The 16,128-nt window shown below is 74.2% G+C and carries 11 protein-coding genes; 4 read left to right on the forward strand and 7 right to left on the reverse strand.

The window, feature by feature from the left end; translation table 11 throughout:
• Position 1: 1 nt before the first annotated feature.
• A complete protein-coding gene (locus Sdi02f_RS02725) occupies positions 2-1,018 on the reverse strand; it encodes a hypothetical protein (RefSeq protein WP_030403691.1) in 1,017 nt (338 codons plus the stop codon).
• 273 nt (positions 1,019-1,291) lie between these two features.
• Between Sdi02f_RS02725 and Sdi02f_RS02730 the strand changes: the two genes are divergently transcribed.
• The 3 genes from Sdi02f_RS02730 (at position 1,292) to Sdi02f_RS02740 (ending at position 5,749) form a co-directional block, all read left to right on the forward strand.
• Complete coding sequence (locus Sdi02f_RS02730) at positions 1,292-2,731, forward strand: FGGY family carbohydrate kinase (RefSeq protein WP_108932630.1); 1,440 nt, start codon at positions 1,292-1,294, stop codon at positions 2,729-2,731.
• Positions 2,732-3,104: 373 nt separating this feature from the next.
• Positions 3,105-4,508, forward strand: a complete 1,404-nt coding sequence (locus Sdi02f_RS02735; protein ID WP_108932631.1) for an FAD-dependent oxidoreductase — start codon at positions 3,105-3,107, stop codon at positions 4,506-4,508.
• Complete coding sequence (locus Sdi02f_RS02740) at positions 4,505-5,749, forward strand: NAD(P)/FAD-dependent oxidoreductase (protein WP_108932632.1); 1,245 nt, start codon at positions 4,505-4,507, stop codon at positions 5,747-5,749. Before Sdi02f_RS02735 ends, Sdi02f_RS02740 begins: the two co-directional genes overlap by 4 nt.
• A gap of 310 nt (positions 5,750-6,059) precedes the next feature.
• Here the strand turns inward: Sdi02f_RS02740 and Sdi02f_RS02745 are convergent, their stop codons facing one another.
• The gene (locus Sdi02f_RS02745; protein WP_030403687.1) at positions 6,060-6,959 is read right to left on the reverse strand and encodes a lysylphosphatidylglycerol synthase transmembrane domain-containing protein; all 900 of its coding nucleotides are present in this window, start codon (positions 6,957-6,959) and stop codon (positions 6,060-6,062) included.
• 195 nt (positions 6,960-7,154) lie between these two features.
• Here Sdi02f_RS02745 and Sdi02f_RS02750 point away from each other — a divergent pair, with 195 nt between their 5' ends.
• The gene (locus Sdi02f_RS02750; RefSeq protein ID WP_030403686.1) at positions 7,155-9,035 is read left to right on the forward strand and encodes an ABC transporter ATP-binding protein; all 1,881 of its coding nucleotides are present in this window, start codon (positions 7,155-7,157) and stop codon (positions 9,033-9,035) included.
• A gap of 16 nt (positions 9,036-9,051) precedes the next feature.
• On the opposite strand, the gene Sdi02f_RS02755 is transcribed toward Sdi02f_RS02750, so the two are convergent.
• The 5 genes from Sdi02f_RS02755 to Sdi02f_RS02775 all read right to left on the reverse strand — a co-directional run bounded on the left by Sdi02f_RS02755 (position 9,052) and on the right by Sdi02f_RS02775 (position 16,045).
• Positions 9,052-10,833: an ATP-binding SpoIIE family protein phosphatase gene (locus Sdi02f_RS02755; protein WP_030403685.1), complete on the reverse strand. Its 1,782-nt coding sequence runs from the start codon at positions 10,831-10,833 to the stop codon at positions 9,052-9,054.
• 115 nt (positions 10,834-10,948) lie between these two features.
• Positions 10,949-12,553, reverse strand: a complete 1,605-nt coding sequence (locus Sdi02f_RS02760; RefSeq protein ID WP_030403684.1) for a glycoside hydrolase family 13 protein — start codon at positions 12,551-12,553, stop codon at positions 10,949-10,951.
• Positions 12,554-12,707: 154 nt separating this feature from the next.
• The gene (locus tag Sdi02f_RS02765) at positions 12,708-13,583 is read right to left on the reverse strand and encodes a carbohydrate ABC transporter permease (protein WP_030403683.1); all 876 of its coding nucleotides are present in this window, start codon (positions 13,581-13,583) and stop codon (positions 12,708-12,710) included.
• Positions 13,584-13,602: 19 nt separating this feature from the next.
• Complete coding sequence (locus Sdi02f_RS02770) at positions 13,603-14,562, reverse strand: carbohydrate ABC transporter permease (RefSeq protein ID WP_030403682.1); 960 nt, start codon at positions 14,560-14,562, stop codon at positions 13,603-13,605.
• A gap of 67 nt (positions 14,563-14,629) precedes the next feature.
• On the reverse strand, positions 14,630-16,045 hold the full coding sequence (locus Sdi02f_RS02775) for an extracellular solute-binding protein (RefSeq protein WP_030403681.1): 1,416 nt from the start codon (positions 16,043-16,045) through the stop codon (positions 14,630-14,632).
• Positions 16,046-16,128: the final 83 nt, after the last annotated feature.

Consider the following 16,128-nt stretch of genomic DNA (forward strand, 5'->3'; position numbering starts at 1 on the left):
GTCAGGGGTGCCGTCGGCCACGGTCGCCGCCACGGCCGCCGGCGGCCGAGCGGCTGCGCGTGCGGGCCTGGAGGAAGACCTCCACCGCCCGCCTGGCCGAGCCGTCGCCCGGGGTCCGGCAGGCCCAGGGCAGGGGAGTCCAGTAGGGGCCGAGCGCGTCGAACACCTGGTTCGCCTCCCGGAATCGCAGGGCGCCCCACAACGCGTGGGCCAGGTGGTTCAGATCGGGCAGGGAGCGCTCGTCCCGCGGACAGAGCGTGAACCAGGAGTCGAACGCCTGCCGTGCCTCCCGGGTGGCGTCCTCCGCCACCCAGTGCAGGTCCAGCGCCGCCTCGCGGGCGCCCGAACGGCGGTAGCGCTCCACCCGCACGTACAGCGGCAGCACGTGCAGCGCCGATCCCGGCGGCGCCGACCCGGCCGCCCAGTGCGCGAACCCCGCCGCCTGGGCCAGGCGTTCGGAGCCGCCGCGCGGATACAGGAACTGCAGCATGCGGTGATGGGCCTCGCGGTTGTACGGGTCCCGCTTGCCGGCCTCGGCGAGCAGGCCCCACGGCCCCGGCGGCAGCATCGGCTCGGGCGGCGCCATCCGGTGCTCCTGCCAGCGCTGCCCCTCGTCGAGCCTGGCCAGCGCGAGCAGGCACACCCACGGCACCGGGTCGTACGGCGCCGAGCGCGTCGCCGCGTCGCAGGCGTGCCAGGCCTGCAGCCACAGTTCGCGCGTGCGGGCGTGGTCCTCGCGGTGCGCCCGCAGCGCGCGCTCCACCACCACCCGGGCGTGCATCACCGCGGCGGCCACACTGTGCGGCTCCTCCGCGAGCCAGGCCCGCACCACGTCCGTACCGGCCGCCGAGGCGGCCAGCACCTGGGTGCGGCGCGTCCACTGCGACCACGAACCGGTCTGCTCCAGCAGGATGCGCATCGACATCCAGCGCCCGGCCCGCACCTCCTGCAGGGCGGAGCGCAGCGCCGTGTCGTGGCCGGCGGGGTCGTAGGCGGGCTGTGCTCCGTCTCTGGCCATCACACGCCCGCTGTCGGAAGCGGAACGGACCGTACGGCAGCATGGCGTGACAAACAGCCCTCCCCGGGGGCGGCGGTGCGGTGGTCGAGCGGTCGGCGCACACTATAGAGGCGGAGGTTCCGCCTCTGTTCAGTTTTGACCGGGCGACGCAAAACCGTTGCCACCAGGGCGAGTTGACCGACAGTCAGCCGCTCTTGACGCGGTGTGCCCGCGACGGCAGGCTGGCGCGCAGAGATCGCCGGGACCGTCGGCGCCGGAACGGGGAGGTGGGCGATGCCGGACGCGGTGCTCGCCGTCGACCAGGGCACGTCCGGCACCAAGGCCCTGGTGATCTGCCCCGAACGCGGCGTGCTCGGGACCGGGTTCGCCGAGGTCCGCCCCCGGTACCTGCCCGGCGGACGGGTCGAGGTGGACCCGCGGGAGCTGTACGGATCGGTGGTCGACGCCGGCCGCCGGGCGCTCGCCGACGCGGACGAGCCGGTGGCGGCCCTGGGCCTCGCCAACCAGGGCGAGACGGTGCTCGCCTGGGACCCGGGCACCGGCCGCCCGCTCACCGACGCGCTGGTCTGGCAGGACCGCCGGGCGGCCCCCCTCTGCGACCAACTGCGGGATCACTCGAACGAGTTACAGCAGCTGACCGGCCTTCCCCTGGACCCGTACTTCGCCGCGCCGAAAATGGCCTGGATACGACGGCACCTCACCCGCGCGGGCCACGTCACCACCTCCGACACCTGGCTGGTCCACCGCCTCACCGGCGCCCACGTCACGGACGCCGCGACCGCCTCCCGCACCCAGCTCCTCGACCTCGACCGCGCCGCCTGGTCGCCCCGCGCCCTGGAGCTGTACGGCCTCACCGGCGAACCCCTCCCGGACATCGTGGACAACGCCGTCCACGTCGGCACCACCAGGGCCTTCGGTCCCGAACTCCCGCTCACCGGCCTCGCCGTCGACCAGCAGGCCGCCCTGCTGGCCCAGCGCGTGACCGAACCCGGCACCGCCAAGTGCACCTACGGCACCGGTGCGTTCCTCCTCGCCCACACCGGCGGCACACCCCGGCGCGGCACCTCGGGCCTGGCCGCCTGCGTCGCCTGGCGGCTCGGCGGGCGCACCGACCACTGCCTGGACGGGCAGGTGTACACGGCCGCCTCCGCAGTACGCTGGCTCACCGGCCTCGGCGTCGTCACCGGCGCCGCCGACCTCGACCCCGTGGGCGCCACGGTGCCGGACACCGGCGGCGTCACCTTCGTCCCGGCGCTGGCCGGGCTCGCCGCCCCCTGGTGGCGCGGGGACCTGCGCGGCTCGCTCACCGGTCTCGGCCTGGACACCACCCCCGGGCACCTGGTGCGCGCCCTGTGCGAGGGGCTCGCCGCCCAGGTCGCCGAACTCGCCGACGCCGCGGCGGCCGACCTCGGAGGCCCCCTGACCGCCCTGCGCGTCGACGGCGGCCTCACCCGCTCCGCGCTCCTCATGCAGACCCAGGCCGACCTGCTGCAACGCCCGGTCGAGGTGTCCGCCCTGCCGGACGCCACCGCACTCGGCGCCGGCGCCCTCGCCCGGCTCGGCGCGGACCCGTCCCTCACCCTCGCCGACGCGCTCCCCGACCTCGGACCCACCACCGTGTACGAACCCCGCGTCAGCGCCGACGAGGCCGGCGAACGCCGCGCCCGCTTCCGCACGGCGGTCGCCGCACTCCTCGCCGGGGATCCGGCGTGACGAGCGGCCGCCGCCCCGCCGCGCGAGGGCCCGCACCCGCCCCACCCGGTCCGGGGGCCCCGCCCGTCGGACCGGGCGCGGAGGGCCGGGGCCGCACAGGGGCCGGACGAACGCCCGGTGCGACGGTGTCCGCGCCCGGGACGCCCTGCCCCCCGGCGCCCGGGGCCGCGCACCGTGCCGGGCGGGCGCGGGTCCCGCTCGCCGTGCCGTCCCGGGCGGGTCTGCCGCGCGGTCGCGGACACGGGCCGGGGCGAGGGTCCCGTGGGGCGGCGTCCGGTGCCGCGCGGTCCGCCGCCCGGCCGTCGGCCCCGCCGCCTCCCGGGACGGGCACGCACCCCGTCCCGTGCGGTGCGCGGCCCGAAGGGAGTCCCGCATGACCGTCACCGCGTCGGGGACGCTGCCCGTCGAGCCGTACGACGTGGCCGTCGTCGGCGCCGGGGTCGTCGGATGCGCCGTCGCCCGCGGGCTCGCGCACCACCCGGGGCTGCGGGTCGCCCTCGTCGAGGCGCAGGACGACGTCGGGCAGGGCACGTCGAAGGCCAACACCGCCATCCTGCACACCGGATTCGACGCCGTCCCCGGCTCGCTGGAGGCCCGTCTGGTGCGCGAGGGCGCCCGCGAACTCGCCGCGTACGCCGCCGAGTCGGGCATCCCCGTCGAACGCGTCGGCGCCCTGCTCGTCGCCTGGGACGAGGAGCAGCTCGCGGCGCTGCCCCGCCTCGCCGAGAAGGCCGCGCGCAACGAGTGCCACGACACCCGCCTCCTCGGCCCCGCCGACCTCTACGCCCGCGAACCCCACCTCGGCCCCGGCGCCCTCGGAGCCCTGCACGTCCCCGGCGAGAGCATCATCTGCCCGTGGACGACGACCCTGGCCTACGCCGTCCAGGCGGTCCGCGGCGGAGTCGACCTGCACCTCAACGCGCCCGTCACGCACGCCGGTCACGCGGACGGCGTCCACCGGCTCGACACCCCGCGCGGCCCGCTGCACGCCCGTCGCCTCGTCAACGCCGCCGGGCTGCACGCCGACACCCTCGACCGGGCCCTCGGCCACCACGACTTCACCGTCACCCCGCGCCGGGGCCAGCTCGTCGTCCACGACAGGTTCGCCCGCGCCCTCGTCCGCCACATCCTGCTGCCCGTCCCCACCGCCCTCGGCAAGGGCGTCCTGGTCGCCCCCACCGTCTACGGCAACGTCCTGCTGGGCCCCACCGCAGAGGACCTGGACGACAAGCGCGCCACCGGTTCCACCGCCGAGGGACTGAGCCGCCTGCGCGCACAGGGCCGCCGTATCCTCCCCGCGCTGCTGGAGGAGGAGGTCACCGCCGTCTACGCGGGCCTGCGCGCCGCCACCGAGCACGACGACTACCGCATCGCCGCCCACCCGGACCAGGGCTACGTCACCGCCGGCGGCATCCGCTCGACCGGCCTCACCGCCTCCCTCGCCATCGCGGGGCACGCCATCGGACTGCTCGCCGGCACCGGCCTCGACCTCGGCCCCCGGCGCCCGCTCGCACCGGTCCGCATGCCCAACCTCGGCGAGGCGTTCCCCCGCCCGCACCAGCAACCGGAACGCGTCGCCGCCGACCCGGAGTACGGCATCCTGGTCTGCCACTGCGAACGCGTCTCCCGCGGCGAGATCCGCGACGCCCTCGCCGGGCCGGTCCCGCCCCGCTCCCTCGACGGACTGCGCCGCCGCACCAGGGCCCGGGCGGGGCGGTGCCAGGGCTTCTACTGCGGGGCCGCGGTGCGGGCGCTGTTCGAGGAGGCACAGAGGTGACAGGCCGACAGGTCGACGTCCTGGTGGTGGGAGCCGGCCCCGCCGGACTCGCCGCCGCGTCCCTGCTCGCGACCACCGGCGCCCGCGTCGAGGTCCTGGAGCGCGAGCAGCGGCCCGGGGGAGTGCCCCGGCACTGCGCCCACGGCGGCTTCGGCACCTGGCCCGCCACGCTGACCGGCCCCGCCTACGCCGCTCTCCTCGCCGACGGGGCCGCCCGCGCGGGAGCCGAGGTCCGCACCGGCGTCACCGCCCTCGACTGGGCGGGCCCGCGCACCCTCACCACCATCGGCCCCCGGGGCACCGAGACCCTCGCCGCCCGCGCGGTCGTCCTGGCCACCGGCGCCCGCGAACGCCCCCGCGCCGCGCGCCTGGTCCCCGGCACCCGTCCCGCCGGAGTCTGCACCACCGGCGAACTCCAGCAGGCCGTCCACCTGTACGGGCAGCACATCGGCACCCGCGCGGTGATCGTCGGCGCCGAGGACGTCTCCCACGCCGCCGCCGACACCGTACGGGCCGCCGGAGCCGAAGTCGTCGCGCTGGTCACGGAACTGCCCCGCGCCCCCGTCGCGCCCGTGCGGACCCTGACCGCGCGCCTGTGGCACCGCACGCCCGTCCTCACCGGCACCACGGTCACCGAACTCCTCGGCCACGGCCGCCTGTCGGGCGTGCGCGTACGCCACCGCGACGGACGGACGGCCACGCTGGCCTGCGACACCGTCGTGTTCACCGGCGACTTCGTCCCCGACCACGAACTCGCCCGGCGCGGCGCGCTGACCCTGGACCCCGGCACCCGCGGGCCCGCCGTGGACGGCGCCCTGCGCACCTCGCGGCCCGGCGTCTTCGCGGTCGGCAGCGTGCTGCACGCCGTCGAGAGCGCGGCCACGGCGGCCCGCGAGGGCGCGCACGCCGCGACGGCCGTCCGCGCCTGGCTGACGCGGGACGCGGACCCCGCGGACGGGAACTGGCCCGCCGGCGTCCCCCTCGTCGCCGAGCCGCCCCTGCTGCGCATCACCCCGAACCGCGTCACCCCGGCCGACCGCCTCCCGTACCTCCTGCGTACGGCATTCCCGCTGACCCGCCCCGTCCTGGACGTCACCCAGGACGGCCGCCCCCTGCACCGCGAGCGGTTCCCCCTCACCAGGGCCGTCCCGCACCGCGCGCTGACGCTGACGGCGCGCTGGACGCACCGGGTCGACCCCGGCGGCGGCCCGGTGCACGTCACCGTCAGCCGCCCGGTCTGACCCGCCCCGGCCCGGCGGTCCCCGGGCGCGTCACCGTCAGCCGCCCGGTCTGACCCGCCCCGGCCCGGCGGTCCCCGGGCGCGTCACCGTCAGCCGCCCGGTCTGACCCGCCCCGGCCCGGCGGTCCCCGGGCGCGTCACCGTCAGCCGCCCGGTCTGATCCGCGTCGACTCCGGCGGTGCCGGGGCGTGTCACCGTTGCCCGTCCCGTCTGGCCCGCCCCGCCCCGCCCCCGACTCCGGCGTCCCCGGGGCGCGTCACCGTCAGCCGTCCGGTCTGACCCGCCCCGATCCCGACGGCCCCCCCGGCGCCTCAGATCACCCGCGTCCGCACCAGTACCGCCAGCGTCAGCGCCCCCGGCAGCAGGGGCAGCCACACCGTCAGCAGCCGGAACGCCAGCACCACCGCCGTGGCCACGGCCGCCGTCCCGCCCGCCGCCACCAGCGCCACGACCAGCGCCGCCTCGACCGAGCCGATGCCGCCGGGCGTGGGCACCAGCGCCACCGCCACCGTCGCCGCGAGGTACGCCACCGCCAGGTGCCCGGCCGGCACCCCGAGGCCCAGCGACCGCCCCACCAGGACCAGCGCCGACGCCTGCAAGGCGGGGAAGGCCAGCGCCCCGCCCCACAGCGCCAGCGCCCGCGCCGGACGGGCGTGCACCGACCGGGCCTCGCCCAGCGCCGTCCGCAGGAAGGAGGCCAGCGCCCCGCGCAGCCGCGGCAGCAGCGCCAACGCCACCGCCGCCAGCACCGGAACCGCGCCCACGACGGCCATCAGCGGCCCCACGGCCCCCTCCGGCAGCAGCGCCCCGAGGCTCAGCGCGTCGGGAAACGCGAACAGCAGGGCCCCCAGCAGGGCGAGCCGGCCGGCGCTCTCCGCCAGCAGGTACAGCGCGAGCGCGGCCGAGGAACGGGCGAGCGGCAGCCCGCACACCGTCATGAACCGCAGGTTCACCGCGCTCGCGCCCAGCCCGGTCGGCAGCAGGTGGTTGGCCGCGCCCGCCGCGAACTGCGTGGCCAGCAACCGCCGCCGGGGCAGCCGCTCCACCACCGCCCCCTGCCGGGTGCAGGCGGCGGCGACCCAGGTCAGACAGGTCGCGCCGGCGGCGGCCAGCAGCCAGGGCCAGCGGGCCGTGGCGAGATGACCGAACCCCTCGGCCAGCACGGACCGGTGGCGCACCGCGACCACCCCCACCAGGAGCAGCGGAAGCACACACAGCGCCCGGCGGACCGGGACGCGGTGCAGAAGTGGCTTCTCGGAGACTCGGACCCCTGTCGTCACACCACAAGACATTCCCCCAGCCGCGCCAACTACGGATGGCCGACGCGCGGACACCGGCTTACGGACCGGGGGACGCGCCGCCGCCACCTTGACCTCAAGGAAGGTCGAGGTTCTACGGTCATCCCCATGAGTATGGAGACCACGGCCTGGACGCAGCTGTACAGCGTCATGCACGCCAAAGAAGAGCGCCGCCCCTTCGCCCGCGCCACACTGCGCCGCATCGCCGGGTTCGCCCGCCCGCACCGCCGCCGCATCGTCCGCTTCCTGCTGCTCGGGGTGGCGACCGCACTGCTCGCCGTCGCCACCCCCGTCCTCGCCGGAAAGGTCGTCGACGCGATCGTGTCGGGCGGCGACGAGGGCACCGTCGTGCGCCTCGCCCTGCTCATCGCGCTCATCGCCCTCGTCGAAGCGGTGCTCGGCATCCTCTCCCGCAGGCTCTCGGCGACGCTCGGGGAGGGACTCATCCTCGATCTGCGCACGGCCGTGTTCGATCATGTGCAGCGCATGCCGGTCGCGTTCTTCACACGCACCCGTACGGGAGCGCTCGTCTCCCGTCTCAACAACGACGTCATCGGCGCCCAACGCGCCTTCAGCAACACCCTGTCCGGCGTGGTCAGCAACGTGGTCACCCTGCTGCTCACCCTCGCCGTCATGCTGACCCTGTCCTGGCAGATCACCCTGCTGGCCCTGGTACTGCTCCCGGTGTTCGTGCTCCCGGCCCGGCGGATGGGCCGCCGCATGGCCCGCATGCAGCGCGAGGCCGCCGCCCTCAACGCCGCCATGGGCACCCGCATGACCGAGCGCTTCTCGGCACCCGGCGCCACCCTGGTCAAGCTGTTCGGCCGCCCCGAGGAGGAGTCCGCCGAGTTCGCCGACCGGGCCCGCCGCGTCGCCGACATCGGCGTGCGCACCGCCACCGCCCAGGCCGCCTTCATCACCGCGCTCACCCTCGTCTCCGCGCTGGCCCTCGCCCTCGTCTACGGCCTCGGCGGCTTCTTCGCCCTGCGCGGCACCCTGGACCCGGGCGCCGTCGTCGCGCTGGCCCTGCTGCTCACCCGCCTGTACGCGCCGCTCACCTCGCTCGCCGGGGCCCGGGTGGAGGTCATGAGCGCCCTCGTCAGCTTCGAGCGCGTCTTCGAGGTCCTCGACCTGACCCCGCTCATCGACGAGAAGCCCGACGCCCGCCCGGTCCCCGACGGCCCCGTGGCCGTCGAGTTCGACGACGTCCGCTTCGGCTACCCGGCCGCCGACAAGGTCTCCCTCGCCTCCCTCGAAGAGGTCGCCGCCCTGGACACCCGGGGCGGCGAAGAGGTCCTGCACGGCCTCTCCTTCCGCGCCGAACCGGGCCAGACCATCGCCCTCGTCGGCTCGTCCGGCGCCGGCAAGTCCACCATCGCCCAGCTCCTGCCGCGCCTGTACGACACCGACGGCGGCACCGTCCGCGTCGGCGGCGTCGACGTGCGCGAGCTGAGCGCGCGGTCCCTGCGCGCCACCGTCGGCATGGTCACCCAGGACGGCCACCTCTTCCACGACACGGTCCGGGCCAACCTGCTGCTCGCCCGGCCCGGCGCCACCGAGGACGAGCTGTGGCAGGCGCTGGGCCGCGCCCGCCTGGCCGGCCTCGTACGGTCCCTGCCGGACGGGCTGGACACCGTGGTCGGCGAGCGCGGCTACCGGCTCTCCGGCGGCGAACGCCAGCGCATGACCATCGCCCGGCTGCTCCTGGCCCGCCAGCGCGTCGTCATCCTCGACGAGGCCACCGCCCACCTCGACAACACCTCCGAGGCGGCCGTCCAGGAGGCCCTCACCGAGGCCCTGCGGGGCCGGACGGCCCTCGTCATCGCGCACCGGCTCTCCACGGTCCGGGCGGCCGACCGGATCCTGGTGGTCGAGGCCGGCCGCATCGTGGAGAGCGGCACCCACGAGGAACTCCTCGCGGCCGACGGCCGCTACGCCCAACTGCACCGGACCCAGTTCGAACGCCCCGCCCTGGACCAGGCCGCCTAGCGGGTCGCCGGGGACGCTACGGCGGGCCGGGCTCCCCGGCCCGCACCGGCAGGTCCTGCTCGGCCCAGACCACCTTTCCGCCGGGCGTGCGGCACGAACCCCAGCGCCGGCACATCATGTTGATCAACTGGAGCCCGCGCCCGCTCTCGTCGCTCACGTCCGCGTGCTGGATCTGCGGCAGGTCGGGACCCGAGTCGGAGACCTCCACGGACAGCCGCTCGTGCCGCAGCAGCCGCAGTTCCCCGGGAGCGTTCCCGTACCGCAGGGCGTTGCCGACCAGCTCGCTCACCACCAGCTCCGTGGTGTCGACCAGTTCCTCCAGGTCCCACCGCGCCAACTGCTCGCGCACCGCCGTACGCGCCTGCCCCGCGGCCTTGCCGTCCGGCGGCAGCGCCCGCACGTAGACGTCGCAGGCGGGACCGAGCGGCCGGGCCCGCGCCGTCAGGACGATCGCGTCGTCCGACCGGTCGCCGCCGACCCGCTCGGCCACCGCCCGGCACCCGCTCCCGTCCTCCGGCACGCCGTCGCCGACCGCCTCGCGCAGCCGCTCCAACTGGGCGCCCAGGTCGGCCGTGCGCGACCTGACCAGCCCGTCCGTGTACAGCGTCAGCCGGCTCTGCCCGGGCACCGGCACCTCGACCGGGTCGTACGGGATCACCCCCGCCCCCAACGGCGCCCCCGCGGGCACCTCCAGGAACGAGACGGCGCCGTCGGGTCCGGTCAGCAGCGGCGGCGGGTGCCCGGCACTGGCGATGCGGAAGGTGCTGCCGTACGGGTCGTAGACCGCGCACAGACACGTGGCGACCTGGTCCTCCTCCAGGTCGCGGGCGGCCAGGTCGAGCCGGGCCAGCAGCCGCTCGGGCGCGATGTCCAGCGCCATCAGGGTCCGGGCCACCGTCCGCAGCCGCCCCATGGTTGCGGCGGCGGCCAGACCGCGCCCCATCACGTCGCCCACCATCAGCGCCGTACGGCCGGTGGGCAGCGCGACCACGTCGAACCAGTCGCCGCCCACGGCCGACGGATCGGCGGCCGGGTCGTAGCACGAGGACACGTCAAGCCCCGGGGTGCCGGGGCTGGACCGGGGGAGCAGCGCCCGCTGCAGGGTGACCACGTGGTCGCGCTCGCGCCCGTAGAGCCGGGCGTTGTCGATGCGGACGGCGGCCTTGGACGCCAGCTCCATGGCCAGCGCCACGTCGGTCCGGTTGAACGGCGCCCGGTGGCCGGCCCGGACGAAGTCGGCGAGCCCCAGCAGCACCCCGCGGGCGATCAGCGGCACCGCCAGGTAGGAGTGGACGCCCGCGCGGCGCATGATGTCCGACGCCTCGCGCGAGGGGGCGATCACGGCGAAGTCCGCCCGCGTCATCCGGGAGACCAGCACCGGTCTGCGGGTGGTGAGACACCGCTGCCCCAGCCGGTCGGCGGTGTGCACCGACAGTTCGCCCACGGGATCGGGCGCCAGGTTCAGTCCCTCGACCTCCGACACCGCCATGGCCCTGAGCCGGGAGGCCTCCCCTCCCGTGACCCGGTCGCCGTCCTGGAAGCGCAGCACCGACTCGAGGAGGTCCACCGCGGCGCCGTCGGCCAGCTCCGGCACGGCGAAGCCGGCCAGTTCCTCCGCGGTCCGCCGCACGTCCAGCGTGGTGCCGATGCTCAGGTCCGCCGCGTTCAGCCAGGCCAGCCGCCGTCGCCCGCCCAGCGCCTCCGACATCGACCGCAACGCGCCCCGCGCCGCCCGCTCTCCGCTCACCAGGGGGTTCGGAGGGCGGCGCAGTCCGCCCAGCCACGGTCGTACCCGCACGCGTCCGCCTCCTCCCACGGCCTCCTGTCCCGATTCTGCCCTGCCGTGGGACGACAGGCGACGGCGGCACCCCTGTCCCGCCCCTCTCCGGCAGGGGCGCCGCCGCGAAGACGGCTCAGGCGCGCAGCCACACCGCCGTGTCGGCCGGCAGCCGGCCGGACCCGTCCAGGGCTCCGCTGACGAGCAGTACGGCACGGTGCGCGGGCAGGTCCACGGGCGCGGCGGACAGGTTGACCACGCACACCGTGCCGCCCGCGCGCCGGAACGCGAGTACACCCTCCGGCGCGGGCAGCCAGTCCAGCGGACCGTCGCCGAACCCCTCGGTGGAGCGGCGCAGACGCAGGGCCTCGCGGTACAGCGAGAGCATCGACGCCGGGTCCGCGCTCTGGCGGTCCGCCGCGTACGCCGCCCAGCCCTCCGGCTGCGGCAGCCAGGGCTCGGTCTCGGAGCCGAACCCGCAGTACGGCGCGTCGGCGGCCCAGGGCAGGGGCACACGGCAGCCGTCCCGTCCCGGGTCGACGCCCCCGGAGCGGAAGTGCATCGGGTCCTGGATGCGCTCGCGCGGGATGTCGGCCTCGGGCAGGCCCAGTTCCTCCCCCTGGTACAGGTAGACGGACCCGGGCAGGGCCAGCGTCAGCAGCGCGGCGGCCCGCGCGCGCCGGGTGCCCAGGGCCAGGTCGGTCGGGGTGCCGAAGGCCTTCTTCGCGAAGTCGAACCCGGTGTCCTCGCGGCCGTACCGGGTCACCGTGCGGGTCACGTCGTGGTTGCACAGCACCCAGGTGGCCGGGGCGCCGACGGGCGCGTGCTCGGCCAGGGTGTCGTCGATGGTGCGACGCAGCCGGTCCGCCTGCCAGGGGCAGGAGAGGAAGTTGAAGTTGAAGGCGGTGTGCAGTTCGTCGGGGCGCAGGTACCGGGCGAAGCGCTCGGCGTCGGGCAGCCACACCTCGCCGACGAAGACGCCCCCGAACTCGTCGGCGACCCGGCGCCAGGAGCGGTAGATGTCGTGCAGCTCGTCCTGGTCGATGTAGGGGTGCGGGTCGACGCCCTCCACGAAGTCCGCGAGCGCCGGGTCCTTCGCGAGCAGGGCCGCGGAGTCGATGCGTACGCCCGCCACCCCGCGCTCGAACCAGAACCGCAGCACGTCCTCGTGCTCCCGGCGCACCTCCGGATGGGCCCAGTTCAGGTCGGGCTGCTCCGGGGTGAACAGGTGCAGGTACCACTCGCCGTCCGGGACCCGGGTCCAGGTCCGGCCGGAGAACTGCGAGGGCCAGTCGTTGGGCGGCAGTTCGCCGTGCTCGCCGCGGCCGGGGCGGAAGTGGAACCGCTCCCGTTCCGGGCTGCCCGGGCCGGCCTCCAGCGCCGCCCGGAACCAGGCGTGCTGGTCGGAGACGTGGTTGGGGACGATGTCGACGATGGTGCGGATGCCCAGCTCCCGCGCCTCGGCGATCAGCTTCTCGGCCTCGCCCAGGGTGCCGAACGCGGGGTCGATGGTGCGGTAGTCGGCGACGTCGTAGCCGCCGTCGACGAGCGGGGAGACGTACCAGGGGGTGAACCAGACGGCGTCCACACCGAGTTCGGCGAGGTGGGGCAGTCTCGCCCTCACACCCGCGAGGTCACCGGTGCCGTCGCCGTCGCCGTCGGCGAAACTGCGGGGATACACCTGGTAGATGACGGCGTCGCGCCACCAGTCGTCGGTGCGCTGCGAGTCGGGGGCTGCCACGTGACGGTCCTTTCGGGCAGGGTGGATCTCCGCCGCCGGTCCGGACGGAGCGGGGCGTCGGACGGGCCGGCGACGGAGGTTGACGGGACGTGCTGCCGGGAGGCGGGAGGCGGGAGGAGGACGGGCGGCGACAGGTGCCCCGGCCCGTGGCCCCTCAGCCCTTCAGACCTCCGGCGGTGAGTCCGCTCATGATGTTGCGCTGGAAGATGAGGAAGATGACGAGCGTGGGCAACGAGGCCATGGTGAGCGCGGCGATCAGCACGTTCATGGGAACCCCGTTCGACAGGGAGTAGATCCCGACGTTCAGGGTCTGCTTGGCGGGGTCGGGCAGGGTCAGCATGGGCCAGAGGAAGTCCTTCCAGACGCCCACGATCGCGAAGATGGAGACCACGCCGAGGATCGGCCGCGAGATCGGCAGCACGATCGACCGGAGCGTGCGCATCGGTGAGGCACCGTCCATGGCGGCGGCGTCGAGCAGCTCCCGGGGGATCGAGTCGAAGAACCGCTTCAGCAGGAAGATGTTGAAGGCGTTGGTCACCGAGGGCAGCCAGATGGCCCACGGCGTGTTCAGCAGGTTGCGTTCGAAGATCGGCACGTCCAGCACGGTCAGGTACTGCGGCACGACCAGCACGGTCGCCGGGATCATCAGCGTCGCCAGCATCAGGCCGAGGATCGCCTTGCCGAGGACCGGCCGGAGCTTGGACAGCGAGTAGGCCGCCGCCACGTCGAAGACCAACTGGAAGGCGAGCGCGCCGAACGCGTAGAACAGGGTGTTCCCCAGCAGGCCGGCCAGGTCCATGACGTCCCAGGCCTGCGTGTAGTTGCCGGGCCGGAAGGACTCGGGGACCAGTGTCGGCGGGGTCCGCACGACCTCCTGCGTGTCCTTGAAGCCGCTGGAGACCATCCAGTACATCGGCCCGAGGAAGACCACGGTGAACAGGGCGACGACGAGGCCGAACACCACCCAGTACAGCGCCTTTCCGCGCGGGCGGGCGAGCTGGGCCGGTGAGACGAGTGTGCGTGTGGACATCAGTGCTTTCCCCCGGGCTCTACTCGTCCTCGGCGCGGCTGAGCTTCACGTACGCCGCCGAGAACCCGGCCAGCAGTACGAGGAGCAGCAGACCGAGGGCCGCCGCGGCACCGTAGTTGTTGAAGTTGAAGGCGTACTGGTAGATGAGGTACACGACCGTCGTCGTCGAACCCTCGGGGCCGGCGCCGCCGGTGAGCAGGAAGGGCTCCACGAAGACCTGCATGGTCGCGATGATCTGCATCAGCAGCATCAGCGAGAGGATGAGCCGTGTCTGCGGGATCGTCACGTGCCAGATCTTGCGCAGCAGCCCTGCCCCGTCCAGCTCCGCCGCCTCGTACAGCTCACCGGGGATGCCCTGGAGCGCGGCCAGGTAGATCAGCGCCGCGCCGCCCATGTTCATCCAGGTCGAGGCGATGACCACGGACAGCATGGAGAGGCCGGGGTCCTGCAGCCACTGCTGCTCGGGCAGCCCGAAGAAGCCGAACACCTCGTTGAGCAGGCCGTAACCGGGGTCGTACAGGTACTTGAACAACAGCACGGAGGCGACCGGGGGCAGCATCACCGGCAGGTAGACGAGCAGGCGCAAGTACCCCTTGCCGTGCCTGAGTTCGTTGATGACGAGGGCGACGGCGAACGGCACGGCGAAGCCGAGGACCAGCGCCAGCACCGTGAACAGCGCGGTGTTGCGCCAGGCCTGCCAGAAGGCCGGGTCGTTGAAGACCGTCTCCAGGTTCTCCATGCCGACCCAGGAGACCTCGCCCCGGTCCGTCTTCTGGAAGGCGAGGAGGAACTCCCGGACCATCGGGTACCAGGAGAAGAACGCGAAGCAGAGGACCGCTCCGATCAGGAAGCCGTGCGCGGTGAGGTTGCGCTTCAGGCTCCTGCCGAACGCCCCGCCGCGCTGGGGCGGGCCGTCCGCCGGAGGCTGTGCGTGGCGGGCTCCGGCCGCCTTGCTCGGGGTCAGGCTGGGGGCCGACATCGTCGCTCCTTGGGGCTGGTCTCATGGGCCCCGGGGAGCGGTGCGGCCCGCCCCCCGAGGGAGCCGGTCACTGCGTGGCCAGAACCTGGTCGACCTGCTGCGCCGCGGTGGAGAGCAGCTTGTCGACGTCGGCGTCCTTGTTGGTGAGGAGGCCGGACATCACGTTGTCCAGGACCTTGTAGACCTCCTGCGCCTTCGGCGGCTCGGCCATGCCCGGCACCGGGTTGTCCATGAACGCCTTGAAGTTCTCGACCGGCATGGTGGCGTGCTCGACGCGGGCCGCGTCGTCCTTCTTCTTCGACTCGTTCAGCCAGAAGTTGGGCTGCGGCAGACCCACCGGCAGGTCGTCCTTCTTCTTGCGGGCCCAGTCGAACTGCCCCTTGCCGACGGTGAGGTTCTCGAAGTTCAGCCAGGCGACGGCCGCCTTGATCTTGTCGGCGGAGATGCCCTTCTTGATCATGTAGCTGTTGCCGCCGGCGAGGGTGTTCTTCTCGCCCGGGATCGGGCCCATGCCGAAGTTCTCGTAGTCGGCGCCGAGTTGCTGCACCATGTACGTGATGTCGTCCGGCGCGGCGAGGAACATGCCGAGCTTGTCGGTGGCGATCTGCTTCTGCAGGTCGCCCCACTTCAGGAGCTGGGTCTTGCCCATGCTCCCGTCCTCCCAGCGCATGGCGTGGAGGTTCTCGGCGACCTCCTTGCCCGCCGTGTTGTCGAACGCCGCCTTCTTGCCGCTCTCGTCCACGACCTCGGCGCCGCGGCTGTACATCTGGGCGGTGAAGTGCCAGCCGCCGGTGTTGCCCGCGCTGTACTCGCCGAAGCCGGCGATGCCGTCGCCCAGGTCCGCGATCTTCTTGGCGGCGGTGCGGACCTCGTCCCAGGTGCGCGGCGGGGAGTCCGGGTCGAGTCCGGCCTTCTCGAAGAGCTTGCGGTTGATCAGCAGGCCCATCGTGTAGTTGCTCGTGGGCAGGCCGTAGAGCTTGTTCTCGTGCTTGAGGGAGCCGAGGACGTTGGGGTCGATGTCCTTCAGCGCCGGGACGGTCCCGTCGTTGACGTAGGCCGTGATGTCCTCGGCTCCGTCGTTGTCCAGCACCTGGGGCAGGTCGGTGAAGTAGGTGTAGAAGACGTCGGGCTGCGACTTGGCCTTGAGCATCGCCGTGAAGCGCGGCGGCTCCAGACACTGGCCCGGGGTGGAGCGGCCCTCGATCGTGACGTTCGGGTAGATCTCGTTGAACGCCTTGACGTCCTCCTGCCACTCCTTCAGCTCGGCCGCCTTCGCCTTCGGCGGCATGCAGTCGATGGTGATCGTCACCTTGGTCTTCGGGTCCAGCGGTGCGGCCGGGTCGGAGGACCCGCTGCCGCCTTCGGAACCGCCGCCGTCGTCGCTGCTGCTCGTGCCGCAGGCGGCAAGAGCGGTCAGGGTGAGAGCGGAGACGAGCGTGATGGCGCCGGCACGGCGAGTACGGCGGAACCGAGCACTTCTCATGGGTGGTCCCCTTCGGGCATGAACGTGGAAGGCGCCCCACCGCCGATGCGTTGTGGGGCGCCGCTCACTCAACCACCGTGAAC

This window comes from Streptomyces ardesiacus (assembly GCF_003112575.1).
In the GTDB taxonomy this organism is placed as follows: Bacteria; Actinomycetota; Actinomycetes; order Streptomycetales; family Streptomycetaceae; genus Streptomyces; species Streptomyces ardesiacus.